The 26,367-nt window shown below is 47.1% G+C and carries 20 protein-coding genes; 16 read left to right on the forward strand and 4 right to left on the reverse strand.

All coding sequences use genetic code 11. The annotated features are described in order from the left end of the window. Positions 1–60 precede the first annotated feature (60 nt). From uhpC to fbpC, 4 genes are all read left to right on the forward strand, one after another. Positions 61–1,365 (forward strand): MFS transporter family glucose-6-phosphate receptor UhpC, encoded by a 1,305-nt coding sequence (gene uhpC, locus C9J01_RS12355; protein WP_107298428.1) that lies wholly within the window; start codon positions 61–63, stop codon positions 1,363–1,365. Between the two features lie 66 nt (positions 1,366–1,431). After that, a complete protein-coding gene (locus tag C9J01_RS12360) occupies positions 1,432–2,466 on the forward strand; it encodes an ABC transporter substrate-binding protein (RefSeq protein ID WP_107298429.1) in 1,035 nt (344 codons plus the stop codon). A gap of 80 nt (positions 2,467–2,546) precedes the next feature. Further along, positions 2,547–4,634 carry an ABC transporter permease gene (locus C9J01_RS12365; RefSeq protein WP_107298430.1) on the forward strand — a complete coding sequence of 696 codons (2,088 nt, stop codon included), beginning with the start codon at positions 2,547–2,549 and terminating at the stop codon, positions 4,632–4,634. Between the two features lie 15 nt (positions 4,635–4,649). Next, complete coding sequence (fbpC, locus tag C9J01_RS12370) at positions 4,650–5,708, forward strand: ferric ABC transporter ATP-binding protein (protein WP_107298431.1); 1,059 nt, start codon at positions 4,650–4,652, stop codon at positions 5,706–5,708. 85 nt (positions 5,709–5,793) lie between these two features. Here the strand turns inward: fbpC and C9J01_RS12375 are convergent, their stop codons facing one another. Then, positions 5,794–6,927: an ABC transporter ATP-binding protein gene (locus C9J01_RS12375; protein ID WP_107298432.1), complete on the reverse strand. Its 1,134-nt coding sequence runs from the start codon at positions 6,925–6,927 to the stop codon at positions 5,794–5,796. Positions 6,928–7,426: 499 nt separating this feature from the next. Between C9J01_RS12375 and C9J01_RS12380 the strand changes: the two genes are divergently transcribed. The 6 genes from C9J01_RS12380 to C9J01_RS12405 all read left to right on the forward strand — a co-directional run bounded on the left by C9J01_RS12380 (position 7,427) and on the right by C9J01_RS12405 (position 16,481). Further along, positions 7,427–8,353 (forward strand): carbohydrate ABC transporter permease, encoded by a 927-nt coding sequence (locus C9J01_RS12380; RefSeq protein ID WP_107298433.1) that lies wholly within the window; start codon positions 7,427–7,429, stop codon positions 8,351–8,353. After that, a complete protein-coding gene (locus C9J01_RS12385; protein ID WP_107298434.1) occupies positions 8,353–9,204 on the forward strand; it encodes a carbohydrate ABC transporter permease in 852 nt (283 codons plus the stop codon). The genes C9J01_RS12380 and C9J01_RS12385 overlap by 1 nt, the downstream gene beginning before the upstream one ends. Before the next feature lie 36 nt (positions 9,205–9,240). After that, positions 9,241–10,470 carry an ABC transporter substrate-binding protein gene (locus tag C9J01_RS12390; protein WP_107298435.1) on the forward strand — a complete coding sequence of 410 codons (1,230 nt, stop codon included), beginning with the start codon at positions 9,241–9,243 and terminating at the stop codon, positions 10,468–10,470. 528 nt (positions 10,471–10,998) lie between these two features. Beyond that, positions 10,999–12,282 (forward strand): carbohydrate porin, encoded by a 1,284-nt coding sequence (locus C9J01_RS12395; protein ID WP_107298436.1) that lies wholly within the window; start codon positions 10,999–11,001, stop codon positions 12,280–12,282. Positions 12,283–12,351: 69 nt separating this feature from the next. Beyond that, a complete protein-coding gene (locus C9J01_RS12400) occupies positions 12,352–13,260 on the forward strand; it encodes a MalM family protein (protein WP_107298437.1) in 909 nt (302 codons plus the stop codon). A gap of 113 nt (positions 13,261–13,373) precedes the next feature. Next, entirely contained in the window at positions 13,374–16,481 is a 3,108-nt protein-coding gene (locus tag C9J01_RS12405; RefSeq protein ID WP_107298438.1) for a beta-galactosidase, read from the forward strand. Between the two features lie 121 nt (positions 16,482–16,602). Here C9J01_RS12405 and C9J01_RS12410 read toward each other — a convergent pair whose 3' ends face one another. Both C9J01_RS12410 and C9J01_RS12415 read right to left on the reverse strand, forming a co-directional pair. Then, entirely contained in the window at positions 16,603–16,833 is a 231-nt protein-coding gene (locus tag C9J01_RS12410; protein WP_158264532.1) for a hypothetical protein, read from the reverse strand. 295 nt (positions 16,834–17,128) lie between these two features. After that, positions 17,129–18,148, reverse strand: coding sequence for a hypothetical protein (locus tag C9J01_RS12415; protein ID WP_237156949.1), 1,020 nt, complete (start codon positions 18,146–18,148; stop codon positions 17,129–17,131). 213 nt (positions 18,149–18,361) lie between these two features. Here C9J01_RS12415 and C9J01_RS12420 point away from each other — a divergent pair, with 213 nt between their 5' ends. The 5 genes from C9J01_RS12420 to C9J01_RS12440 all read left to right on the forward strand — a co-directional run bounded on the left by C9J01_RS12420 (position 18,362) and on the right by C9J01_RS12440 (position 23,837). Then, positions 18,362–19,183, forward strand: a complete 822-nt coding sequence (locus C9J01_RS12420; RefSeq protein ID WP_107298441.1) for a DUF4437 domain-containing protein — start codon at positions 18,362–18,364, stop codon at positions 19,181–19,183. A 316-nt stretch (positions 19,184–19,499) separates the two neighbouring features. After that, positions 19,500–21,104: a BCCT family transporter gene (locus tag C9J01_RS12425; RefSeq protein ID WP_107298442.1), complete on the forward strand. Its 1,605-nt coding sequence runs from the start codon at positions 19,500–19,502 to the stop codon at positions 21,102–21,104. Between the two features lie 325 nt (positions 21,105–21,429). Further along, a complete protein-coding gene (locus C9J01_RS12430; protein WP_107298443.1) occupies positions 21,430–22,434 on the forward strand; it encodes a substrate-binding domain-containing protein in 1,005 nt (334 codons plus the stop codon). A 425-nt stretch (positions 22,435–22,859) separates the two neighbouring features. Beyond that, positions 22,860–23,483, forward strand: coding sequence for a hypothetical protein (locus C9J01_RS12435; RefSeq protein ID WP_107298444.1), 624 nt, complete (start codon positions 22,860–22,862; stop codon positions 23,481–23,483). Positions 23,484–23,624: 141 nt separating this feature from the next. Then, a complete protein-coding gene (locus C9J01_RS12440) occupies positions 23,625–23,837 on the forward strand; it encodes a DUF2986 domain-containing protein (RefSeq protein ID WP_107298445.1) in 213 nt (70 codons plus the stop codon). 22 nt (positions 23,838–23,859) lie between these two features. On the opposite strand, the gene punR is transcribed toward C9J01_RS12440, so the two are convergent. Next, the gene (gene punR, locus C9J01_RS12445; protein ID WP_107298446.1) at positions 23,860–24,762 is read right to left on the reverse strand and encodes a DNA-binding transcriptional activator PunR; all 903 of its coding nucleotides are present in this window, start codon (positions 24,760–24,762) and stop codon (positions 23,860–23,862) included. Between the two features lie 271 nt (positions 24,763–25,033). Here punR and punC point away from each other — a divergent pair, with 271 nt between their 5' ends. Continuing rightward, a complete protein-coding gene (gene punC / locus C9J01_RS12450; protein WP_107298447.1) occupies positions 25,034–26,245 on the forward strand; it encodes a purine nucleoside transporter PunC in 1,212 nt (403 codons plus the stop codon). The last annotated feature ends 122 nt before the right edge of the window (positions 26,246–26,367 follow it).

Here is a 26,367-nt window from a genome sequence, read left to right on the forward strand (position 1 = left end):
TGTCTCATTCTTTTCATCCACATTATCAATAACATCAACTTCAGCACTTAAGGAGAAGTGATGACGTTTGCAGTCGCAACTAGCCCTAGCCAAGTTAACGAAAGCTACCGCTACTGGCGTCTTCATTTGATGGCCGCGATGTATATCGGTTACGGGGTGTTTTATTTCACCCGTAAAAGCTTGAGTTTTGCCATGCCCGCAATGCTTTCGGATCTCGGGCTGAGCACTGCCGATTTTGGTGTACTCGGTACCCTGTTCTACATCACTTATGGCGCATCGAAATTTCTGTCCGGTATGGTCAGCGATCAGACGAAACCGAACTATTTCATGGGGCTAGGCCTCATCGCAACCGGTGTCATCAACATACTGTTTGGACTTAGTTCATCGCTCTCTGCCTTCATACTGCTATGGACACTCAACGCGTTGTTCCAAGGCTGGGGTTGGCCACCCTGTGCAAAGTTACTGACCAGTTGGTATTCACGTTCTGAGCGCGGCTTTTGGTGGTCAATTTGGAACACTTGCCACAACTTGAGCGGTGCACTTATCCCAATTTCTATCGGGATCATCGCAATCAGTTGGGGATGGCGGTTTGGCTTCATCTTGCCGGGCCTGCTCGCCATCATCGTGGGCACAGTGTTGTGCTTTCGGCTAAGGGACAAACCACAAACCTTGGGTTTGCCAAGTGTTGGCGAGTGGCGTGATGACGAGTTGGAAAAACGGCACGAAGATGAAGGTAAAGGGCTGTCATTCAGGCAGATATTGAAAACCTATGTCTTGGGTAACAAGTATATCTGGCTACTGTGCAGCTCATATTTGCTGGTCTACGTGGTGCGCATTGCTATCAATGACTGGGGGAATTTATACCTGACCGAGCGTCATGGTTACCCGTTAATCACGGCCAATACCACAGTATCGATGTTTGAAGTCGGCGGCTTTCTCGGATCCCTGTTTGGCGGTTGGGGATCAGACAAATTTTTCCGTGGTAACCGAGCGCCGATGAACCTGATTTTTGCGCTGGGTATTTTCATCTCTGTTGCAGCGTTATGGCTAACACCGCTCGATAACGTGTTGGTGCTATCGGGTTGTTTCTTCTCCATCGGTTTTTTCGTCTTCGGACCGCAAATGATGATAGGCATGGCCGCAGCGGAGTGTTCACACAAAGACGCTGCCGGGACCGCGACAGGGTTTGTCGGGTTGTTCGCCTACTTAGGAGCTGCGCTAGCTGGTTATCCGCTAGCAGTGCTTATAGAAAGATTTAGCTGGGAAGGTTTCTTCGGTGTCATCACGCTGTGTGCAGCGTCGATTGGGCTGCTGATTTTACCTTTCGTCAAAGCACAACAACGGGCAGGGATCGCCGTTAACTAAAATTATGATTCCTCTCGTTGTCACTTATCCAACCCTACACGTTGGAAACAACAAGAGGAAATAATAATGAAAGTTAGAACTAAACGCTCGCTACTCGCCGCCTGTATTCTGGGTTCAATGTTTGCAGCTCCACAGGTTATGGCTGACGGTCGATTAGTCGTATATTGCAGTGCAACCAACGCAATGTGTGAAGCGGAAACTAAAGCTTTCTCTGAAAAATACAATGTGAAAACGTCCTTTGTCCGTAACGGCTCAGGCAGCACACTGGCCAAGATCGAAGCCGAAAAGAAAAACCCACGTGCCGATGTCTGGTACGGCGGTACGCTTGACCCTCAATCCCAAGCTGGCGAAATGAACCTGCTTCAAGCCTACCCTTCCCCACAGCTTGAAAACATCATGCCGGACTTCCGGGATCCTGCTAAACGCAAAGGTAACTACTCTTCTGCTGTTTATATGGGCATTCTTGGCTTTGGCGTCAATACAGAGCGCCTTGCAGAAAAAGGCTTGCCAATCCCACGTTGCTGGAATGACTTAACCAAGCCGGAATATACCGGGGAAATCCAGATCGCCGACCCTCAAAGTTCAGGAACCGCCTACACTGCACTGGCAACTTTCATCCAACTTTGGGACGAAGACAAAGCCTTCAACTACTTTAAAGCGCTGGACAAAAACGTTTCCCAATACACTAAATCAGGTGTGACCCCTTCTCGAAATGCAGCTCGTGGCGAGATTGCTATCGGCATCGGCTTCCTGCACGACTACTCACTTGAGCAATCAAAAGGTGCCCCTCTTGAGTTGATCTCACCTTGTGAGGGTACCGGGTATGAAATCGGCGGTGTCAGTGTTATCAAAGGTGCCCGTAACCTTGATAACGCGAAGAAATTCGTTGATTTTGTACTTTCAAAAGAAGGCCAGGAAACTGCGTGGCAGAAAGGCCAATCATTCCAGATCTTAACTAACATCAAGGCCGAGCAATCACCAAACGCCTTGAACCCTGAAGATCTCACACTGATCAGCTACGACATGGACAAATACGGTTCGTCTGACGAACGTAAACGTCTGATCAACAAGTGGGTCAATGTCGTCAAGATGGGAGAGTAATCCCCTTTGGGGCTGCCTGGCAGCCCCTGTCCTGCACCACCAGACAAGACCAACACAGCTCTACATTTCAGGTACAGACAATGAACGAACTTGCCGCACAAATCACGCCAAGTACCATAAAACGCGACCCTGTCTTCTATTGGGTATTAAGCCTGCTGGCAGCTTTTATTTTGCTGCCGGTCTTTGCTCTCGATTGGGGACTGTTTGAATCCACCTCAGAAGAGTTTAGGGCAGCGATGGGCTGGAGTAGCATGAATATCTCATGGCTATGGTTCGCCCTCCCTGCTGTTTTATTGATCCGCCCTGCCCAAGTGCAGGATAAATATGCCAAAAACCGACACTACTTCGACATCGGCTTCAGTGCTTTCTGCATGTTGTTTGTAGTGTTCTCTTCTTGGTATACCGCGCAAGGAATGGGTTACGCAACCATCGCCCTGTTTGTTGTCCTTGGCGCAGTCATGACCTTGGCTTTCTCGAGGCTAGAATACCTTGGCGGCGATACCTTTGTTATTGGCTCGCTCATCGCAATCGTGTTGCTGATCACCACATTTATTATTTTCCCGAGCATCGCCATCTTTGTCCCTATGTTCAAAGATGACATGGGGAATTTTGCCGCTTGGCAATTTCTCGAGATCCTTGGCCGCGCCCAAATCATCCAGATCATCATGAACTCAGTCATGCTGGGTACATCTGTGGGTATCGGTGCAACCTTCTTCGGTTTGGTCTTTGCTATCTACACCACCCGCATCGCCAAGCGCAGTGCTTTTATTGCCCGAATCTTCTCTATTTTACCTATCGTTACCCCGCCATTTGTAGTCGGATTGGGTGTCACACTGATGCTGGGGCGCTCTGGCTATATCACTGAATTGATGGTGGATTGGTTCGGGCTTACCCAAACCAACTGGCTGTATGGCTTTACCGGCATATGGATGGCACAGGTACTGGCATTCGCGCCAATGTCGTTCATGATCCTTGATGGTGCGATGAAGTCGCTGCATCCTTCACTGGAAGAAGCGTCTTATACCCTGCGGGCCAATCGCTACCAGACCTTCTTTAAAATCGTTATGCCGCTGCTCAAACCGGCATTGGCGAACAGTTTTCTAATCATCTTCGTCCAGTCTCTGGCAGACTTCAGTAACCCACTGGTGCTCGGTGGCAGTTTTGACGTACTGGCCACCCAGATCTACTTCTACATTGCCGGTGCCCAGTTAGATTACGCCTCAGCGAGTACCCTTGGCGCAGTATTACTTCTGTTCTCGCTGGCTATTTTCGTCGTGCAGTATATTTGGATAGGCAAACGCTCTTACGTCACCATCTCCGGTAAGTCTTACCGGGGCGATGTCCAACCACTACCTGCGACATTGAAGCACAGTGTATCGGGCCTGTTGTACTTCTGGATGGCATTCAACATCCTGCTGTACGGCAGCATTATCTACGGTAGCTTTACCGTCAACTGGGGGGTTGATTACAGCTTGACCTTCGCCAACTACATTAACTTGTTCGGTATGGGTATGAGCGAAGGGGCCTGGCCATCACTGATCACCACTATGACCTATGCCGGTATTGCCGCACCACTTACTGCGCTGTTCGGGCTATTGATTGCTTACATTGTCGTGCGCCAGCAGTTCCACGGCAAAAAGGTAATCGAATTTGCCACTATGTTGTGCTTCGCAGTACCGGGAACCGTTGCCGGTGTGTCCTATATCCTTGCGTTTAACGATGCCCCTGTGTACCTAACCGGTACTGCCGCCATCGTAGTTATTTCCATGGTGATGCGAAACGTCCCGGTGGGGATCCGCTCTGGTGTCGCCGGTCTCGGCCAGTTAGATAAATCATTGGATGAAGCCTCGTTGAGCCTGAGAGCCAACTCGCTGAAAACCATCACCCATATTTTATTGCCTCTACTTCGCCCGGCGATTCTATCTACGCTGGTATACAGTTTCGTGCGTGCAATGACCACAGTGAGCGCCATTATCTTCCTGGTAACGCCAGAAACCCGGGTGGCAACCTCTTACATCCTCAACCGGGTAGAAGACGGTGAATACGGTATCGCCATTGCCTACGGCTCCATACTGATTGTTGTGATGCTGAGCATCATCCTTATTTTTGATTTCCTTGTCGGTGAAGCGCGCATTTCGCGTTCCAAAGCCAAAAACGACGCGTCTTAACTGGAGAATAAATTCATGGCAACTGAAAACTTTGTAGTGCTCAAAAACGTCTGTAAGCGCTTTGGCGATAAAACCGTTATCGGCAACCTCGATTTAAAGATCAAAAAAGGCAGCCTAGTCACCTTGCTGGGGCCATCGGGCTGCGGCAAAACCACGGTACTCCGCCTTGTCGCGGGTCTGGAAAAACCCACCAGCGGCCAGATTTTCATTGATGGCGAGGATGTCACCAACACCTCTATCCAGCATCGTGATATCTGTATGGTATTCCAGTCTTATGCCCTGTTTCCCCATATGTCCCTGCACGAAAACGTCGGTTATGGCTTGAAGATGCTTGGCCTTGATAAGGCTGAAATCAAAAAGCGTGTCGATGATGCGCTCAAACTTGTTGATTTGGAAGGTTTTGGCGAGCGCTTCGTCGACCAGATCTCCGGCGGTCAGCAGCAGCGTGTTGCACTGGCAAGGGCACTGGTGCTCAAACCCAAGGTGCTGCTGTTTGATGAACCTTTGAGTAACTTAGATGCGAATTTACGCAGGAATATGCGCGAGACCATTCGCGATTTGCAGCAGCGCTTCAATATTACATCGCTTTACGTTACCCACGACCAATCCGAAGCCTTTGCGGTTTCTGACACTGTTATCGTCATGAAAGATGGCGATATCATGCAACAGGGTAGCCCGACAGATTTGTACAAGCACCCAGCTTCAATGTTTATGGCCAATTTCATGGGTGAAGCTAACATGTTCGAGGGTCACTTTAACGGAGAAACCATAGACATCCACGGCTATAGCCTGCCTGCAGCCAAGGGCAATGTTTCAGGTATTGGCCCAGGCGACTACCAGATTGGCGTTCGTCCTGAAGCCATTTTACTGGCCGAACATGGAGAGCCTTGCCAACAATGCCGGGTAACCAGTACCGCTTATATGGGTTCTATGTATGAAGTCGTGGTGGAGTGGCAAGGGCATGAACTTCTGTTGCAATTAAACTCCGCACAATTTGATACTAGCTTTACCGACCATGCGTACCTAACGATTAACCCGAACGGTGTGTTCCTATTACCCCCAGAAACAAACTAAGGTTTATCGTCTAGTGCAAGCCGCTCATTAGAGCGGCTTTTTTATTCTGCGGGAACAGTAATTGTTTGGGACTGAGGTAAGTGCTCTACGCACAAATCTGAGTAGGTACATCAGCATCACTGTACTGACGAATAGAAAGGCCTTTTTCGTTGAACAGGTGCAGGTTGTGGTTATCCATATACACCTTCACCTTGTTGCCGGTAACGACAGGCTCGTCAGTCGGTAGATGGATTTTAAAGCCATCGACGCCTGCATACTGACCGAATAAATAGGTGCTATTACCTAGCCTTTCAACCACATCAGATTGGAACTCAATTCCAACAGTGCTTTCCTCACTGCCCTGTGGTTTGAGGAAGATATGCTCAGGGCGGATCCCCACTTTGACCGCCTGGCCGGCTTCAACACCATCAGTATGGGCAGCAATGGAAACAGATTGTCCATCGGGCAAGGTAAGTGTCAGAGATTGATGCTCTTTTTTTGCAATCATAGCCGGGATAAAGTTCATTTTCGGCGAACCGATAAAACCGGCGACAAATTCATTTGCTGGCTGATAATAAAGCTGCAGTGGTGAGCCTACCTGCTCTACCCTACCATCGCGCAATACCACAATCTTGTCGGCCAGTGTCATGGCCTCGACCTGATCATGGGTGACATACACCATGGTGTTACCCAATTGCTTGTGCAGCCTGGCAATTTGGATTCGCATTTCAACCCGCAACTCTGCGTCTAGGTTGGATAACGGCTCATCGAACAAGAAAACTTCCGGATCGCGGACAATCGCACGACCAATAGCCACGCGCTGCCTTTGACCACCAGACAACTCCTTCGGTTTGCGCTTGAGCAGCGCCTCGAGTTGGAGAATATCACTGGCATGCTTCACCCGCTGCTTGATCACCTCCGGTTTCTCTCCCACCATCTTGAGACCAAAGCCCATGTTTTCTTCCACTGTCATATGCGGGTATAACGCATATGACTGGAACACCATCGCAACACCACGCTCAGAGGGTTCAACATCATTCATGTTGACCCCGCCAATAGAGATATCACCTTCGGTAATGTCTTCCAAGCCGGCAATCAGCCTAAGCAAGGTGGATTTTCCACATCCTGACGGACCAACGAAGACAGTAAACTCGCCATCTTCAATAGTAAGATCGATACCGTGGATAGTTTGTACTTTTCCAAATCGTTTCACTGCGCGATTTAGGGATATACCAGCCATATAATTTCATCCTCTGAGAGTACGGACGTCAGCAAAGGCCATTTAGCAAACAACTAGAACGTTATTTACGCTACCCGATTGTAACGCCACAGTAAACGTTTCCAGCGCAATAACGCTCAACTTTTTAACATAGTGTGAGCTGGGTATACCTTGCCGCATTCACATAGCGCAATAGTGACAGGGGACGCATTTCATCTCTTTAAAACAATATATTGGGTTGAAAAATCTACATATTAGCCTTATGCGCGAGAAAGATACCAAGCTATTTATTACCCATACTATCCAGATCCATGTCACACATCGTAAGTAATATCACCACCATTTATGGAAACGTTTCCTTGATCACGTTTTATTAACACCATTGTCGATATCGTAACCACGCAAATCACTTTGCGTCATCAAACAGCTATCAAAACAACACCTAGAACATACAGAACAACTTGGTAAGCACGCTTACCAATGAACCGAGATCTCTGCATACATGGAATCGGAGCCTAGTATGATTCATTCTTCTTCAGCAGAAGCGACAATAAATAGAGCCAGTGACTCTAAACAAAAAAGGAAGCGGATTATTCCTATTTCTTTAGTGCCGTGGGTCTTTCTTGCCCCGGCGTTGGTGCTATTTGCAATATATGTTCTCTACCCCATTATAAATAGCTTCAACCTCAGCCTTTACCAATGGGACGGTATGGGCGAGAAAGTCTGGGTGGGTTTTGAAAACTACATCGAGTTATTTGATTCAGAAACCTTTTATACCGCACTGACCAATAATTTGTTGTGGCTGGTGATGTTTATGCTTGCCCCACCAATTGGTCTGGCTATCGCACTATTTCTCAATCAGGAAGTGAAAGGAATACGTTTGATCAAAGCGTTATTCTTTTTCCCATTTGTTATATCCCAAGTCATTGTTGGCTTGGTATTTACTTGGTTTTACGACCCTAGTTTGGGCCTGTTAAATAGTATTCTGGCATTTTTCGGTGCAGAGCCTATTGCGCTGTTATCGAGTGATCAGTATGTCACCTACGGCATTATTGCTGCGGGCCTATGGCCGCAAATTGCCTATTGCATGATCCTCTACCTCACCGGGCTCAACAACCTAAACCCTGAACTGATTGAAGCAGCCCGACTCGATAACGCAAAGGGATTCAAGCTCTTAAGGCATATCATTCTGCCCCAACTATCACCAGCGACCTTCATAGCAGTGGTAGTAACTGTGATTGGTGCCCTGCGCTCATTTGACTTGGTTGCCACCATGACCGCTGGCGGCCCTTGGGGAAGCTCGACGGTGCTAGCTTACATGATGTATGAGCAGTCAATCTTCAACTACAGAATGGGTTACGGTGCCGCTATTGCTGTCGTGCTCTTCCTGATAATGGCTATCTATATCGCCTTTTTCTTAACTCGCATGTTAAGGAGTGAGAAATAATGTTTCCGACACCTATAAATAAATCATCGCGGACTATCAATATTGCCTACCGGGTAGCACTGCCTTTTTCAATTATTCTATGGCTATTACCACTTCTGGCTATATTGCTGACCTCGGTCCGCTCGATTGAAGATATCAACCAAGGAAACTATTGGGGTTGGCCCACCAGCTTTAATTTAATCGAAAATTATCAGATGGTGTTCCAAACCACCGATATGGGACAATATCTGCTTAGCTCATTGATTATTACGCTACCTGCCGTAACCGGTGCTGTTGCCCTTTCGACTCTTGCGGGTTTTGCATTGGCAAAATATAAGTTCAGAGGCAATATTTGGCTGCTGGCTATATTTATTGCCGGTAACTTTGTTCCCTTCCAAATATTGATGATCCCTGTTCGTGACCTCACTATCAGTGCAGGGTTATATGACACCCACCTTGGGTTAATCATTTTCCATGTCGCTTTCCAAACGGGTTTCTGCACCTTGTTTATGCGTAACTTCATCGTCAGCTTACCCAATGAATTGCTTGAGGCTGCACGGGTTGAAGGCGTCAGCGAGTTCAAGATTTTCTGGTACATCATCTTGCCACTGGTTCGCCCTGCCTTGGCAGCGCTGTCGGTGCTGGTCTTTACCTTCATTTGGAACGATTACTTCTGGGCACTGGTACTGGTGCAAAGTGAAGAAGTCCGCCCGGTCACCGCAGGGATCAGCGCCCTACGCGGCCAATGGTTGGCTTCCTGGAACTTAATTTCCGCCGGCGCCGTATTGGCAGCCCTTCCGCCCGTCGCTTTGTTCTTCGCGATGCAGAAGCATTTCATTGCTGGGTTAACCCTAGGCGCGACCAAAGGTTAAACGGACATACAACTACCCTACTAATAAGGATAAATGATGAAAAAACTACATAAGATCATCACCGCTACCACGTTGGCGATGAGCATGGCATCGGCTTCTTTTGCCTCTGAGCTTATTATCAACTCAGATCAAGCCGACCCGGCGCCAAAGGCCGTTTTTGACAATATGGTTGCCCAGTTCAAGCAGGAAAACCCGGATATTACCGTCAAATACAATCTGTACGACAAAGAAGCCTATAAAACAACGCTGCGTAACTGGTTGGTCACCTCACCACCCGATGTGGTTTTCTGGCATGCCGGTAACCGTATGAAGACCTTTGTAGACCGTGGCTTGCTGGAAGATGTCAGTGACGTATGGCAAGCCAACAATATGTATGAGGACTTCACCAGTACCATTCCTGCCATGACGGTTGACGACAAACAATGGGGCGTGCCGTTTACCTATTACCAGTGGGGCATTTACTACCGTAAAGATATCTTCGACAAGTATGAAATCAGCGAGCCTAAAACGTGGGATGAATTCCTTGCCGCGTCCGAAACATTGAAGCAAAACGACATTGCCCCTATCGCCATCGGGACAAAATACCTTTGGACAGCAGCAGGCTGGTTTGACTATATCAACCTGCGCGTCAACGGGTTGGACTTCCACCTTGATCTAATGGATGGCAAAGTTCCTTACACCGATGAGCGTGTTCGCAATACCTTCAATACTTGGCGCGAGCTGATCGACAAAGGTTACTTCCTAGAAAACCATGCGGGTTACTCTTGGCAGGAGGCCCAACCGTTCTTGTACCGTGGGGAAGCGGCTATGTACTTGATTGGTAATTTCATAACCCCTAACTTCCCTGAGGAACTGGAAGGTAAAATGGGCTTTATGCAATTCCCAGCTATTAACCCTGAGATTGCAATGGCCGAAGAAGCCCCAATTGATACCATTCACATCCCTAGCAAGGCCAAAAACAAAGACAATGCCCGTAAATTCCTAGCCTTTATCGCACGCGCTGAGAACCAGACCAAAATGAACGAAGCATTGCTTCAGATCCCGACTAACAATAAGTCTATGGTCACTGACGATGTGTTCCTCAACAAAGGTATCGCCATGCTAAACAGCGCATCTGGGACTTCACAGTTCTACGACCGTGATACTGATCCGGCAATGGCACAGGAAGGAATGAAAGCGTTCCAGGAATTCATGGTCCACCCTGACCGATTGGACCGAATCCTCAAGCGCCTGGAGCGAACCCGTGCTCGCACCTTCGACAAGTAACTGATACTGGTGAAATCGATACCACACCAGTAAAAATGCGGTGTTTTGGGTTGTAATTCCATTCAAGGAGTTTCACATATTACTTGAATTCACACTAATAGCTGACGTATTCTGTGACTATTGTGATTCAGAGTGAAACGTTATCCTTGGGTTCCTAACTCAAAACACTCATAGATAGCTTCTTTACTTGGCTTACCGAGCAATCTGTACTGCTTGGGAAAGAAGTTTGTTTCCATTGATCAAAAAAGCCCAACCCATTGTTTTGTTGGGCTTTTTATTTCCTTCTCTTCACCTCCAGCCAACCTATCTGTAATCGTTTCCGGTTCATTAAAGTTACCCACTGTGCATTTTATCATCAAAAACAGCCGAAATACGCCTTTAATGTGAGCTAAATTACAGTTTTATTAATTGATTTAACTTTCTTAGGTAAAATACGCCACACCTCACTGTAAACGTTTCCAGAGCAATGCTAGGATCGCTCTTGAGTTAGGACCCATACATAAAAAAACAAAATGATGGAGACGTTTCATGAAACAGAAGATGCTAGCAAAAGCAGTCGGCATAGCACTGATAATGGCCCCACTAGCCAGCCAAGCTGCCGTAGAGAATATTCAATATTTTGGCTATGCCAAATGGGGAAATATCTACACAGACAATGATGACCATAATGGTGGTAAAGGTGAGCGTAACGATGTGATCCGCGCCAGCGAAGGTTATGGTAACTACCGCTTGGGTAATGAGCTTAACTGGTGGGAAGCCGGCTTAAAGGCCGATGTGTGGCAAGACGGTGATGCTTACTTCGATACTACCCTTTACCTAGGCAGCGGCGAGAGCTGGGGTGATGTCAGCATCATCCAGTTGTGGTCAGCCGGTCATGGGTTAATAGCTTCACAGCCAAATGCCATTCTTTGGGGTGGTGAGCGCTTCTACCGCCGCCACGAAGTCCACATGGTTGATATTAAATACTGGGATACATCAAGCACAGGTATTGGTGTTGAGAACTGGGACCTTGGTTTCGGTAATGGTCATTTAGCCTGGATGGCACCAGATTCAACCTCTGATGGTCGAAGCTTGCATAACATTGACGCCCGAATCAGCGACATTGCTATTAGTGACACCGCCGATCTAACTTTTGGTGTCAATTACGTTTTCACTCAAAACTCTAGCTATGATGAGCCAGATATCACCACTTCTGGTGCCATGCTATCGGCCCTTTATCGACAAGCTTGGGACTATGGTTCAAACACTTTAGCTTTCCAATATGGTACCGATGCCCTTGCTGGTGGCTTGATGAGTGCTGAAGGTGGTCCAGCTAATGGCAAAGCGACCAAATACAGCACTGGAGTTGACCACGACGGTTACAGCTGGCGCGTGTTCAATCATGGTGACTTAAACATCAGTGAAGACTTCCAGGTAATGTATAACATTGCTTATCAAGACAAAAATCTTGATAACGACAATGGCGATAAGTGGTTCAGTGTCGGTGCCCGCCCTCAGTACAGCTGGACAGATTATATGGCAACGGCTCTGGAAGTTGGTTATGAAACCGTCGAAGCACAGAACGGTGCTGGTACCAATGACATGTTCAAAGTCACCATTGCCCAAATGTTCCAAGCCGGTAAAGGCGTCTGGGCTCGTCCAACACTTCGTGTGTTCGCAACGTACTCTGAGACTAATGATGAGTGGCAACGGGAAACAGGCTTAGATTCTGACGGAAATGCTACTCGTAATGCTTACGGAAATGCACAGAGCATTGGTAAAAAGTCGACTGATGAATTCACCTTTGGCTTCAATATTGAAACTTGGTGGTAATAACCCGCTCGCACAAACTTGACTAAAAATGGTACAGGCCTTTTGTGGCCTGTACCCTAAGGATAAAGCATGAAGAAGAATCAGTTGGCGACCATTCTGCTGAGCCTGAGCCTAACCGCTTGCAGTAGTATCCCAGACACGGCACTCAATACCGACCTCAACCAATCGGCTTGCTGTGAATCTATTGCTGCGCTTTCAATCCAACCGTTGGCATTAGATAGCCAACAGTATGTGATTCTCGATGGCAATGGTCAGACCCTCCCTATTGCCCCAAATGGCAATGATGAATCAGACCGCTCGCCAGCCAAAGCTTTTGTCTTGCCGCAAACGGCTTCTCCATTCATGCTGACAGTCAAAGCTCCAATTAAAAACAACCAAGTTATCGCCCCGGCCATTAACATTTACGACAATCAATGGCAGTTGATCGAACAGTACACCACAGAAGATTTTCATTACTTCACCAGTAGCCTAGGTGGTCTCGAGCGCATTGAAGGTAAGTTTATTCTCAGTACGCAACTTAACAACATGGCTTATTTGGTGATCCAGCACGATCCTGCACAGATAGGCAATCAGCTGGAACGTATCCACCCAGAACAAGAATTTGCCGAATCACAGAACATTATCGGCAATAAACGTCTTCCGCTTTATGCGACATTGTCGCCGGTCGGCGTAGTTGAAATCACCACACAGCAGCATTTCGGCAACCCTGTGGTTGACCTGCTTTCGAGCTTAACAACGAAAGAGGCCTCAGCTGCAACTGTATCAAAAACAGCACCGACTACTGCATCAGAACCTATTTCAGCAACACCCAAACTGACTGCATCTGTTGACACAGACAACTGGCACTATTTCAAACAGCAAATTGATGAAGCAGTAGATAGTGGAAAGCTTAAACAAGCCGTTGATTGGGCCAGCAAAGCCGAGTCAGCAGGCCATGAACAGGCCAAAGATTACCTGTTGGACACATTGGCCCAATAACAGCCAATTCAAAAAGCACAAAGAATAACTAGCCGCAGGGCACCAGCTATCGCCGTGCGGTACAGCAACTAAAATTTTCAAGATTAAGTAAGATCAATATAAGTAGGATAACGATGACGGCATTTTCTAACATTATTCAGCGCCGAGACTGGGAAAACCCTCAGTCAGTGAACATCCATTGTTTGTCTGCGCATAGCCCACTGGCCAGCTACCGTGACATTGAAAGTGCACGCGATGCAAAAAATGCCCAGCGCCAATCATTGAACGGCGAATGGAAATTCAAGCTTTTCGATGCCCCGGAGCAAGTCGACGGCGAGTTCGTGACTCCTAGCTTCAATGATCAGGCTTGGGACAATATTCCAGTCCCTTCAAACTGGCAACTGCAAGGCTATGACAAACCGATTTATGCCAACGTAAAGTACCCGTTTGAAGTCAACCCGCCTTTCGTGCCGAAAGACAACCCAACAGGTTGCTACCGTACAAGTTTCGTGGTTGATGAAAGCCAGCTAGAGCAAACCTACCGTATTATCTTTGATGGCGTTAACTCCGCTTTTCATTTGTGGTGCAACGGCCATTGGGTCGGTTACAGCCAAGATAGCCGCCTACCGGCAGAATTCGACCTTTCCCAGTACCTTGTTGCTGGAGAAAACACCTTAGCAGTAATGGTGATCCGCTGGAGTGACGGTAGCTACCTAGAAGATCAGGATATGTGGTGGCTAAGTGGTATCTTCCGTGATGTAACCTTATTGACCAAGCCTTCGCAGTGCATTGAAGATGTATTTATCACGCCAGATCTTGATGCGTGCTACCGTGATGGCAGCTTATCTGTAGTGACCCATATCAATGCTTCCGCTGATCATCAGGTACAGATCCAGCTATTTGACGGTGAACAGGCAATTACAGAACCCGTGGTTGACCGTCCGAACAACCGCCGTATTGACGAACGCGGCAGTTACAACGACGTGGTATTCCAAACTGTTTCGGTACGCGAGCCGAACAAGTGGAGTGCCGAGACGCCAAACCTATACCGCTGTGTAGTCTCTTTACTTGATGCCGATGGCAACCATATTGAAAGTGAAGCCTACCAAGTTGGTTTCCGTAAGGTCGAAACCATCGGCGGCCAACTTTGCCTCAATGGTAAACCACTTTTGATCCGTGGTGTTAACCGCCACGAACACCACCCAGATCTTGGCCATGTCATGACCGAAGCGGATATGATCAAAGATATCTGCTTGATGAAGCAGTATAACTTCAATGCTGTCCGCACCGCCCACTACCCGAACCACCCTCGTTGGTACGAACTGTGTGACGAGTACGGTTTGTATGTGTGCGACGAAGCCAATATCGAAACCCACGGTATGGAGCCGATGAACCGCCTGTCGGCCGACCCTATGTGGGCACACGCTTACATGAGCCGCTATACCCAAATGGTACAGCGTGACAAGAACCACCCATCAATTATCATCTGGTCGCTGGGCAATGAATCCGGCCATGGCAGTAACCACAACGCCATGTATGCTTGGTCGAAGAACTTTGACCCATCCCGTCCGGTGCAATATGAAGGTGGCGGTTCCGATACGACTGCAACCGATATCATTGCCCCGATGTATGCCCGTGTGAACACCACTATTGCCGATGAAGCCGTGCCAAAGTGGTCAATCAAGAAGTGGGTCTCCCTACCTAATGAGAACCGCCCATTGATCTTGTGTGAGTATGCCCATGCAATGGGGAACAGCCTCGGTAGTTTCAACGAGTACTGGGATGCCTTCCGCGACTACCCTCGCCTGCAAGGCGGTTTTATCTGGGACTGGGTGGATCAAGGGATCAGCAAGTTTGATGACAAAGGTGATCACTTCTGGGCCTACGGTGGTGACTTTGGCGATACCATCAATGACCGCCAGTTCTGTATCAACGGATTGGTGTTTCCTGACAGAACCCCGCACCCGACTCTGGAAGAAGCCAAGCACTGCCAACGTATGATCACTGTCCAGCTTGATAGTGAAGAGCAACTGGCAAACTGTGTGGCATATACCCTTACGGTAACCAACGAGAACTTGTTCCGTGCCACTGACAATGAACAACTAAAATGGTCCCTGCTTGAAGATGGTCGTGAGATTGCCTCTGGTGAACAAACACTGGATGTGCCTGCCGATAGCCAAAAGACCTTATGCATCGATGTTGACTTAAAGCCTCGTGCTGGTGCGGTTTACCACCTCAATACTGATATCAAGCTATGTGAATCAACGCCATGGGCAGAAGCCGGACATATTGTTGCCAGTGAGCAGTTTGCAGTGACCAACCGTAACTCCTTAGCTTACCCTACTTTCAGCCAAAGCAAGGCCCCGTTGGCGACTGAAGATGATCACAACATTCTGGTCAGCAGCAAAGACGGTAAACACAATTGGAGCTGGAATAAAGCGAGCGGATTGCTGGAGCAATGGTCAATTGAAGGCAAGCAACAGTTAGTATCTTCACCTATTGATAATTTCTTCCGTGCCCCACTGGATAACGACATCGGTGTGAGTGAGGTAGATTTCGTTGATCCTAATGCCTGGGTATGTCGCTGGGATGCCGCAGGTATCGGCAAGTGGGATCGCGAGTGCGTAGATTGCCAAGTGAATGCCCTTAGCCATCAAGTAGCGGTCACTTCAACGTTCGTATATACCTTCAACGGCAATGTTCAGGCAATCACTGTTTGGACTTACACCCTGGACAGCCAAGGCCAAACCAAGGTTGATGTTTCGGTAAAACTTGCTGATGAACTACCACCAATGCCGCGTATTGGTATTGAACTAGCTCTGCCGCTTCAACAAGAACAGCAGCACATTGAATGGCGTGGACTAGGCCCATTCGAGAACTACCCTGACCGACTATCGGGTGCGCGTTTTGGCCAGTACACCCAAACGCTAGAAAGCATGCATACTTCGTACATCTTCCCGACAGATAACGGACTGCGCTGTGGCTGTAAATCGCTATCTATTGGCCGCTTAGGTATCTCTGGTGATTTCCAGTTCAGTGTTAGCCGTTACAGCCAGCAGCAACTGGCGGTAGCGAAACACACCAACGAACTTGAGGCCGAACAGCAAATTTACCTGCGTATCGACCACCAGCACATGGGTGTCGGCGGTGATGACTCTTGGAGCCCAAGTGTCCATGACGAGTTCAAACTGACAGACAAGCAATACACCTACAACTTGTGCATTGAGCCAGTAGGCGCTTAATAAATAAACCAGCCTTACCAAGGTAAGGCTGTTCACATATTTGTGGCCTCACCTCTGGTGGGGTCATACTCCCCTACCATTTAAAATTCAACACTCTGGCTCATTAAATTACTTTGATAATTCAATGCACTGTTGCGCCGGCGCGTATTTCGTCAGCTGTAACATCGGTTTGGTCTTCAGGCAACCAAACGACAAAAGCTCCGTTCTCACCGATAAAATCATCCCAACCGCCGTTCAATACTTTCGACTCACACAGCGCCTTGATTTCCTCTTTGCTTTTACCGAGCTTGAGAACGGCTTGATCGAGTGTGAAGGGTTTTATCCAATTGGTTTGAAATTGCGAGGCTGACATGTCTGGTTTTCTCGTTCGACTGTTGATGGTATAGGGCTGCCAACGAGCTATACCCCAAATACCGATGATTATGCGTCGCAACAATACCAATTCCCTTCGTTTAAGATCAACCAATCGACGAGCTTGTTAGGAGTAATTCCGCCTGATTCTTAAAGATAAGACAGCGAGCACTATTTCACTGATTCCAGCCATGAGATTTATGACCGTTTAGCATGGTCCTTATCCCGTTGCGGAAACTGTTAAATTCCAATACGTGCTCGCTGTGGAGCTGGGAACTCCTGCCCCCATCTGGAATTTACCTGTTTTGATTTTCGAAACACGGTAATACATCTTGCTCAAAATATGGCTCTTGGTTTACCCAGAACATGTAGTCAACATCCAAGAAATTCTGCGCGAATGAGTGCAATGCCGGCACAATAATTTTCCGCTCTTTAACAACGGTTGTATTGTCCGTTTCTCCAATATAGTTCCCGTCCTGGATCGCAATACCCAATGGGACGCTATATTCATTTTCATGCATCATTGCCAAAGCATGATTTAGTTGTCCCCGGCGGCGCATCATTAGATCTGGCCCACCAAGACCGACACCAATTTGCTCCCCGTAGGCATAGATTTCTTTAAGGTAACCTTTATCCTCCCACGGCAACCATTCACCAGGCATAAAATTGGCATATTGCATGGTAGAGCTTTGGGTAAATGACTTGCTCAAAGCTCGCATATTGGCTTTTATGCCTGCAACATAACCTGACTCCGAGAATGTAGGATCAGTCTCTGAATCAGCTGCCGCTGCGGTCTCTTGCAGGTTAATGCCCTCGATTTTCCCGTCATATGATTTGCCAAGTTCCACGATTAACAACGCAAACCGATGCTGCACCTTCGGGTTCCAGCGCTTGGCACTCCAGCCATCTTGCTTGCCGTTGTCATAAAACCTTGGCACCGAGCCACCATCGAACTCATCGCTATTTAGGTAATCGGGTACCCCTCGGAATTCAACGCTGAAGGTCGCATCTTGAAGTTGTATGAATAGCTTTTTGCCATGGGCTTTTAGGTACTGATAGTCCTCTTCGATAGCTGAGAAGTCGTACTGGTCTTTTTCCGGTTCAAGCAAAGCCCATGGGTACATGATTTGTGCCCCGGTAAAGCGCTCACTGGTGAGTAAAGGGTGGTCTTTTAGAGATGCTCGGTCACCGGCGAAATACACAAAGTGCTTCATGTCGTCTTTCGCTAAGGGGCAAGTAGCATCGAGATGATTCTTATATTCATCTTGGTATCTATCTGCAAGGTTTTCCCATTTCGCAACCGCTGGGGGGCTCAAAATTAGTACTGCTGAGATACCTAAACTTAACGAGATCCTAGTAAGCATTGCCATCAATCCATTCAAATCAAGTGATTGGCACAATATACCTTTCCCCAGTCTTCGAAACCACCTGCTTCGTCACCACATTTATTAGTACAAATCTCAATAGCTTCGACTGGCACTGTTATAGTTTATAAAGGCAAATTAACGCCACTAAAAACGGGATAAGTTATGACATTAGATTTCAAAAAGTCAGCTACCGCTTTGGCTGTCGTACTGCTCACTGCACCGGCCCTCACAGCCGAACCTACCTCTAAAGTAGTTGCCGTTGATGACATTGAATGGGGCTACCTCAACCCGTTACGTGGCGAATTGAGTCCCGGAGCCGCCGACCTGTGGGGGGATAGAACAGAAGATACGGCTACAGGTATGCTAGTCCGATTCCGGAAAGGTTTTGAATCACCTCCGCATATCCACAACATCACCTATCGTGGCGTAGTCATTGACGGCCTGATGCACAATGATGACCCAACAGCTGAGAAAATGTGGATGCCAACCGGTTCATTCTGGACCCAACCTGCAGGTGAGGATCACACTACTGCCGCAAATGGCGAAGTAAACCTTATCTATCTGGAGATTGATGCTGGCCCTTACCTTGTGAAGCCTTCGAAAGAGAAATTCGACAACGGCGAGCGTCCATTGAACCTGCACAAAGATAACATCGTGTGGCTTAATGACAGTGACCTACACAACCTAGAAGCTGACGGTGTACAGTCAACCTACTTATGGGGAAATACCGCTGCGATTAATGGCTCAATGGTCAAATTACCTTCTGGCTTTGAAGGCTCTATTTCGACAGAAGCCAGTGAGTTCCGTGCAGTTGTTATTTCAGGAGAGATTAGCTATGACTCGAAAGACTTGGAAACAGCAGTGAAACTAGGGGCTGGCAGTTATATCGAGTCTGAGGGGAAATTTACCCACGAAATTACCAACTCAGGTAATGAAGCAGTGACAATATATATCCGTTCAGATGACAAATACAACGTAAAATAATACTTCCGCTTAGATACAATTAACTCATTACCGGCCTAAATGGTCGGTTTTTATTTCTCCTAACGCTTTGTATTCATAGTGCTTTGATAGGTTTTGTAAACGTTATGAAATACAAAAAGGAGCGCTAAATCACAAAATACCCTGATTATGTGTTAAGGTAGTCGCCTCGGGATTAGGTGTAAATACATCGAAGAGGGCCCAGTCAAGGTCATGGAAAAGACCCGCCACTCGAATGATATTTACATACTAATCAGTCGATTAATAGACATGGAGTTGGTCATTACATTCGGGGTTCGAATGTACAAGCCTCTTAATTATGGGTTTTAAATCAAATAAATACAGCATAGATTCAACAGATTACCAAGTAGGTCAGGACAACGTAACCAAATGGGGTATGGATGTCCACAACACCGTTTTTACCGTATCCGCGGGCTTATCCATTCTTTTTATTGTTACACTTTTAATCCTTTCACCAGCAGATTCCAAAGCCGCAATTGATGCCGTTAAGGCCGCTGCCCTTTCGAAGTTTGACTTCATCTTCATGTGGGGCGCAAACATACTGCTACTGTTTGCCGTTGTTATTGCTTTCTCACCTTTGGGTAAAATTCGCTTAGGTGGCGATGACGCGACTACTGACTTTTCGACCCTATCATGGATCTCCATGCTATTTGCTGCAGGCATGGGCATCGGGCTTATTTTCTGGGGGGTCGCAGAACCAACAGCATTTTTCACTAATTGGTTTGGCACGCCGCTAAATGTCGAGCCATATACTGCCGAAGCGAGAGAGTTGGCACTAGGCTCTGCCGTCTTCCACTGGGGCTTCCATGCCTGGGCCATTTATGGCATGACAGCACTCTCACTGGCGTACTTTGTGTATAACAAAGGTCTACCACTTTCGATGCGTTCCGTTTTCTACCCACTGCTTGGCGACAGGGTATGGGGAAGAATCGGTGATGTGATTGACGTGTTGGCCGTACTGGTTATTTTGTTCGGCCTAGCAACATCACTGGGGCTGGGTGGCTCCCAGGCCGCAAGTGGCATCAGCCATGTATTCGGCCTAGAGAATAGTTTATTCCTTCAAATTTTGATCATCTTGGTCATTATGGGTCTGGCCATTATTTCTGTCGTCCGTGGCATGGATGATGGTGTAAAAATGTTGAGTAACCTCAACATGATTATCGCCTTCCTTTTCTTGGGCTTCCTCGCGGTGCTGAATTTCACCACAACCTTCGACTCGCTGTTTACCGCTGTCACTGGTTATGTGAAAAACATTATTCCGCTAAGCCAAAGTGCTGGCCGTGAAGATACAACCTGGTTGCACGGTTGGACTGTATTCTATTGGGCTTGGTGGGTCGCCTACGCACCTTTCTTTGGTATGTTTGTTGCCCGTATTTCAAAAGGCCGTACGATCCGCGAGTTTTTGGTCTGTGTACTGGTTGTTCCAACACTGGTTACAACTGCGTGGATGTCTTTCTTTGGCGGCATAGCCATCGAGCAGGTTATGGATAAAGTTGGCCTACTCGGTGCAGAGCAAGGGATCACCGACGTATCACTAAGCTTGTTCTACATGCTAGATGCGTATTCAATCGGCAATATCCTTTCTCTCATCGCGGTTGCATTGATCATTGTCTTCTTTGTAACAACTCTGGATTCAGGATCAATTGTTGTCGATAGCATGACGGCAGGTGGTAAGTTAGAGCTACCTATCAGACAAAAAGTCATTTGGGCAGTTATCTCTGCCACCATTGCGATGGTGATGTTGTGGATTGGTGGTACTGACTCCATTCAGGCTCTTCAGTCGATTACCATTATCGCGGCACTACCTTTTACGATCATTCTGATCCTAGGTTGTGTAAGCCTGGTGAGAGGCTTGTTTACCGAGATTGACCAAACCAAGGCATCTCATAAAAAATCAGCTTAAGAAACGAGGGACTTATCGAGCTAGCATCTCGTTAACTTCTTTCTAAGCAAAAGAGGCCTCACGTGCAAACGTGAGGTCTTTTTTTTGTTTTGACCAGCAGGCGTCGCATTTACCAGTTTATTATCGAACATCACTTTGGCATGCCCTTCTCACTTGCCGATGGCCTGCCCACAATAGGCTTCCGTATATTTTTCACCCTACTTGAAAATGAGTAGGGTGATTCAGGTTGCAATAATTAATTCATTCCTTGAAAAAACACTGACTGGGGTTTGTCTTATCCCTCTAACCATTGTTTAATGAGCCAGCAGTAAAGAAAGAGGGCTCTATGGCTACCATCAAGGATGTCGCAAAAGAAGCAGGCGTTTCCGTCGCCACAACTTCAAGGGTGATAAACAACGCACCACACACCAGCGAAACGGCGATCAAGGCCGTTAAAGCGGCAATGGCAAAACTCGGCTATCGCCCCAACGCCAATGCAAGAGCACTGGTGAGCAAATCAACCAACACCATTGGCGTTTTGGTCAATGATGTCTCAGCCCCTTTCTTCGGTACCATGGTAAAAGCCATAGATACCATCGCCAACCAACATGAGAAACAGTTGCTGATCGGCAGCGGTTATCACGACCCGGTAAAAGAGCGCAATGCGATAAACCTGCTCATCAACAGCCGCTGTGAATCCTTGGTCATCCACAGTAAAGGACTGGACGATCAAGAACTCATCGACCTAGCCAACGAAATACCTGGGCTTGTCATCATCAACCGCATCGTACCGGAAATTGCCTCACGCTGTATTTCTCTCGATAACCGCAAAGGTTCATACCTCGCGACTGAATACCTCATCCGCCACGGTCACAAACATATCGGCTACCTATGCTCTAGCCATAACATTGAAGATGCCAGGGATCGTAAAGCCGGCTATCTGGAGGCGCTCAAAGATCATGGTCTGGAAGCTAACGAGGAATATATCGAGTACGGTGAACCAGATGAGTTGGGTGGTGAATATGCGATGACAAACCTCCTGTCAAAGAACTTGCCCGTCACGGCTATAGCCACCTATAACGACTACATGGCAGCAGGTTGTTTATCCGTTCTGCATGAGAATAATTTGCGTATTCCTGAAGATATTTCAGTAATCGGTTTTGATGATGGCGATATTGCCCGATACGTTCATCCAAAGCTCACAACCATTCGCTATCCAATCCAAGTAATGGCAGAACAAGCGGCAAAACTGTCTTTGCAACTGGCAAGCGAAAATAAAAATACCAATCAAGCAAGATTGTATAACCCAACATTAGTGCGTCGTTTATCAGTCGGTGTCGCACCGCTGTAACCCTGATCTAACTAACAAAACAAACGTCCTAACAATGAGAGCCAGACAAAAATGTTTGGCTTTTTCACGCCTCAAAAATGCCTAAAATTACCCACCTAGTAATATGGCAAACCCAACTCCCCTTATGGGACTTGATGTCTAAAAAAGTCGGCCCGCAAGTATAAGCAAAATAACGCAATTAACGTCAAATCAGATTTTTGTTGTGACTTATTTGTCTTAACTATCACTATTTTGAACTTTTCCACAGGCGTATCTTGAGACAGTCTCAATGATCAACAAACAAAGAAAATTCACACAAAAGCCATACTACGATGTAGGCATTTAACCACACCTTTTTTTCTCAATAGTCAGAAATACGCCAGTAAAGGCCGAATTAGTCTTTAGTTGCCAATCAATAAAAGAAACTACATTTCATGGAGAAAACTATGTCTTCTAACTTCAAGTTGGCAGCAACTACTGCGGTACTACTATCTACTCTTTCATTCACAGCAACGGCAGGTGACGATAAGCTTTTTGCTGATATAACTCCTCTAAATTGGGCAAATGAACTTACATGGGACTTTGAAGCTCTAAACAGAATTGACGAAGATACACCAAGTGAAAGACGATTTATCGTTGGGGTCGGAGCACTAGATCCTAATGATGAATATGTTGATAAGTTTGGCAATACTTTCACTATCGTTGATGATGTTGATGAGGACTGCGAAGACCCCGTTGATGATGAAGGTGTTTTGATTACTTCCTGTGAGCTAGCTAACCCTTTTATTGTTAAAGTTTTCAGAGGCTCAAGCCTAATCCTCAAAGAAGAAATAACCGAGGCTATCTGGGAGGATGGCTTCCCTGAGTGTGGTGGAGCTGAACTTGTATTAAGAACTGATAATGGAGATCCTGTTCCTGTCGTCCAGGATGGCGATAAAATTGTAATCCAATTGCAAAAAGCCAAACCTAAAAAGGTTGGACAAGGTTTCTTCTCTGAAGATGAACCTCTTCCCGGCGAAGCAATTGAAGGCTGCCCAGAGCCAGAAGTAGAAGTTGAAGACGAAGGTTGATCTAACAAAGTCTCATTTTCTAAGTGCCGGGTTCTTCCCGGCACATCACCATTGTAAGAAATATAAATAAAACCACTCCCCCTTTCTTTCTCCTACATTTCCCCCTAGAATTGCCAGCCAATTTCGATTTGGTATGTAAACATGAACCGCAAGAAGAAAATTAACGAAGCGCTAAAGAAAAAGCAGAAGAAAGCAAACGCCAAGTTGCACCGTAGCAACAAACCGCGCTATATCTCTAAAGCCGAGCGTGCCAAGATGGAAGCTGAAGCCCAGCAGGCTGCCGAACAAGCACAAGATGCAAGTGCAGTCGAAGGCAATGCAGAAAGCATTGATAGCAATAAACCTGCTGAATAAGCCCGAATTTTAAGCGCCTTACCTAGCGCATCCATTCGCGATGGAGCTGCTCACTATCACCCAGATAATCGAGCAGCCATTCAATTGCTGGGTTTTGGCTCTCTTTGTTCCATGCCAAACAACACGGGCTCACAGGTGGTTTTACTGCTAACTGCTTTTCCACCAGCTCGCCACTTTCGATAAGTGGTAATGCCTTGTGCTCAGGCACGACACAGATCCCCAGCCCCGATTTCAAACATGACATCGCACTGTGCCAGTTCGGCACCATGATCCGTCGCTGGTTATCCATCAACCATGTCACACGCTTAGGCAGCACCCGTGAAGTATCTTCTAGGCAGATCGCTGGATACTCAATAAGCTCTTCGGCTTCCAAAGGATAATCGGTTTGCGCAAGTGGATGATCAGGGCTTATTACAAAACGCCACTCTAAAACCCCCATGTCTCGATAATCGAAGTGACCACTTACTGGTACCGCCGCAGTTGCACCGATAGCAATATCTGCCCTGCCATCGGACAAGGCATCCCAGACACCATTGAATACCTCCATCGTGAGGTGTAGTTCCATATCAGGGAATTGGCGGTAAAAGTCACGAACTAGGGTATTCACCCGGCTCTCACGAACCACAGTGTCCAGCGCAACAGAAACACTCTGCGACCAGCCGTTAGCCACCCGTTGGGTTTGCATTTTTAGCTGCTCCATTTGCTTGAGCAACGCCCTTGCCTCCTCGACAAAGAACTCTCCGGCAGGTGTTAGCTGAACTTGGCGATGGAGCCTGACAAACAAATCGACTGCCAATCGCTCCTCGATCACCCTGACGGTATAGCTAATGGCACTGGGGACTTTGTGCAATTCTTCAGCAGCTGATGAAAAACTGCCACGCCTTGCAACGACATCAATTACTTGTAAATCATTATAAGAAAACATTTTGCTGTTCCATCTGAATCGTTCTGAGCGCCTTTCGCCCCGGTCAAAGCCGCTGCATTTAGCAGCAGAGTTGTAACTTATTGCTGCCAAACAACACAAACTGATTGATATTAAACCTAGCGCATTGCACTCGGTATAAACACATAAGATTGGTGAAGAAACACTCACATCAATTTTTTTGAAAGCAATGTTTAAATTTTACCGTTTCACACTATGAAAAACCATGTATAGACTTGCCGCAAAGCACAAAACAGTTAATAGAAATAAAGTTATGACAAATCAACCTTCAAAAATGACCATTATTTGGTTTGCATGTTTAAGTATGCTGGGCTTCCTAGCAACCGACATGTACCTCCCTGCTTTCGAAGTTATTCGAGAGGATTTTGATACATCACAATCACTTATCGGCCTAACATTGAGTATTTTCTTGTTGGGTATGGCACTTGGCCAGCTGATTTATGGCCCGCTGTCTGATCGTATTGGCCGTATCAAAGTGTTGTTGGGCGGTATGACACTATTTAGTATCGCTTCCGTTTTCTGTGCATTTGCACCGAACGTTGAACTGATGCTGGTTGCCCGCTTTGCACAGGCACTTGGTGCATGTAGCGCAACGGTTATCTGGCAGGCTGTTGTGGTTGACCGTTACGAAGGGAAAGTCTCTGAGCGCGTTTTCGCAACCATTATGCCTTTGGTAGCCCTGTCTCCAGCGCTAGCTCCGCTGGCAGGTGCAATGCTTGAACACCAATTCGGCTGGCGCAGTATTTTTGTTGCTCTCGTTGGTTTTGGTGCAGTTTTGTCGATCATGACATTGAAAGAAACTGAAAGCGCTAATTTGACTAAAAAACAGGAAAAAGTCTCTGTGCAATTGCGCCGTGATTATGCCCAGATCCTTAGTTCAAAAAAATTCATTGGTAACATGATTATCTTTGCTGCTTGTTCTGCTGCATTCTTTGCTTACCTGACAGGTTCACCATTTGTAATGGCGGCAATGGGTTATTCAGGCGCTGATATCGGCCTTAGCTATGCACCCCAGACTGTTGCCTTCATTGTCGGTGGTTACGGTTGTCGTGCCCTATTGAACAAATATGACAGCCAGCAACTACTTCCTTGGATCCTGAAGTTGTTCTTTGCCAGCGTTGCAGTCATGTTCATGATCTCTGTACAGACTGAACCAACAACGATTTGGCCTATCCTAGTACCATTCTGTTTCTTGGCTGTGGCTAACGGTGCCATCTACCCGTTGATCATCAGCAAGGCACTGGAAGATTTCAAAAACTGTAGCGCAACTGCTGCCGGTCTTCTGAACTTCCTCCAGACCATGGTGTGCTTCGCAGCAAGCGGCTTGGTATCAGCATTTGCAGTGCACGGCTTGATCACAGTAACGACAGCAATGTTTATCACAGGCTTCGTCGCTGTTATCGGTTACGCGTTTGTGGTTAAAGCCCGCCGTGAAGAATCAGCGGCAATGGCTCAGACCGCATAATTCCAAACTGAACTAATCGCTAAACATCTAAGGCCACTCTCGTAGTGGCCTTTTGTATTTACCGCCTTTCCTTCAAGTGACTTCATCATCTGCTCTATGGAAGTCATATCAATCCCGCACCC

The organism is Photobacterium rosenbergii (genome assembly GCF_003026455.1).
GTDB lineage: Bacteria > Pseudomonadota > Gammaproteobacteria > Enterobacterales > Vibrionaceae > Photobacterium > Photobacterium rosenbergii.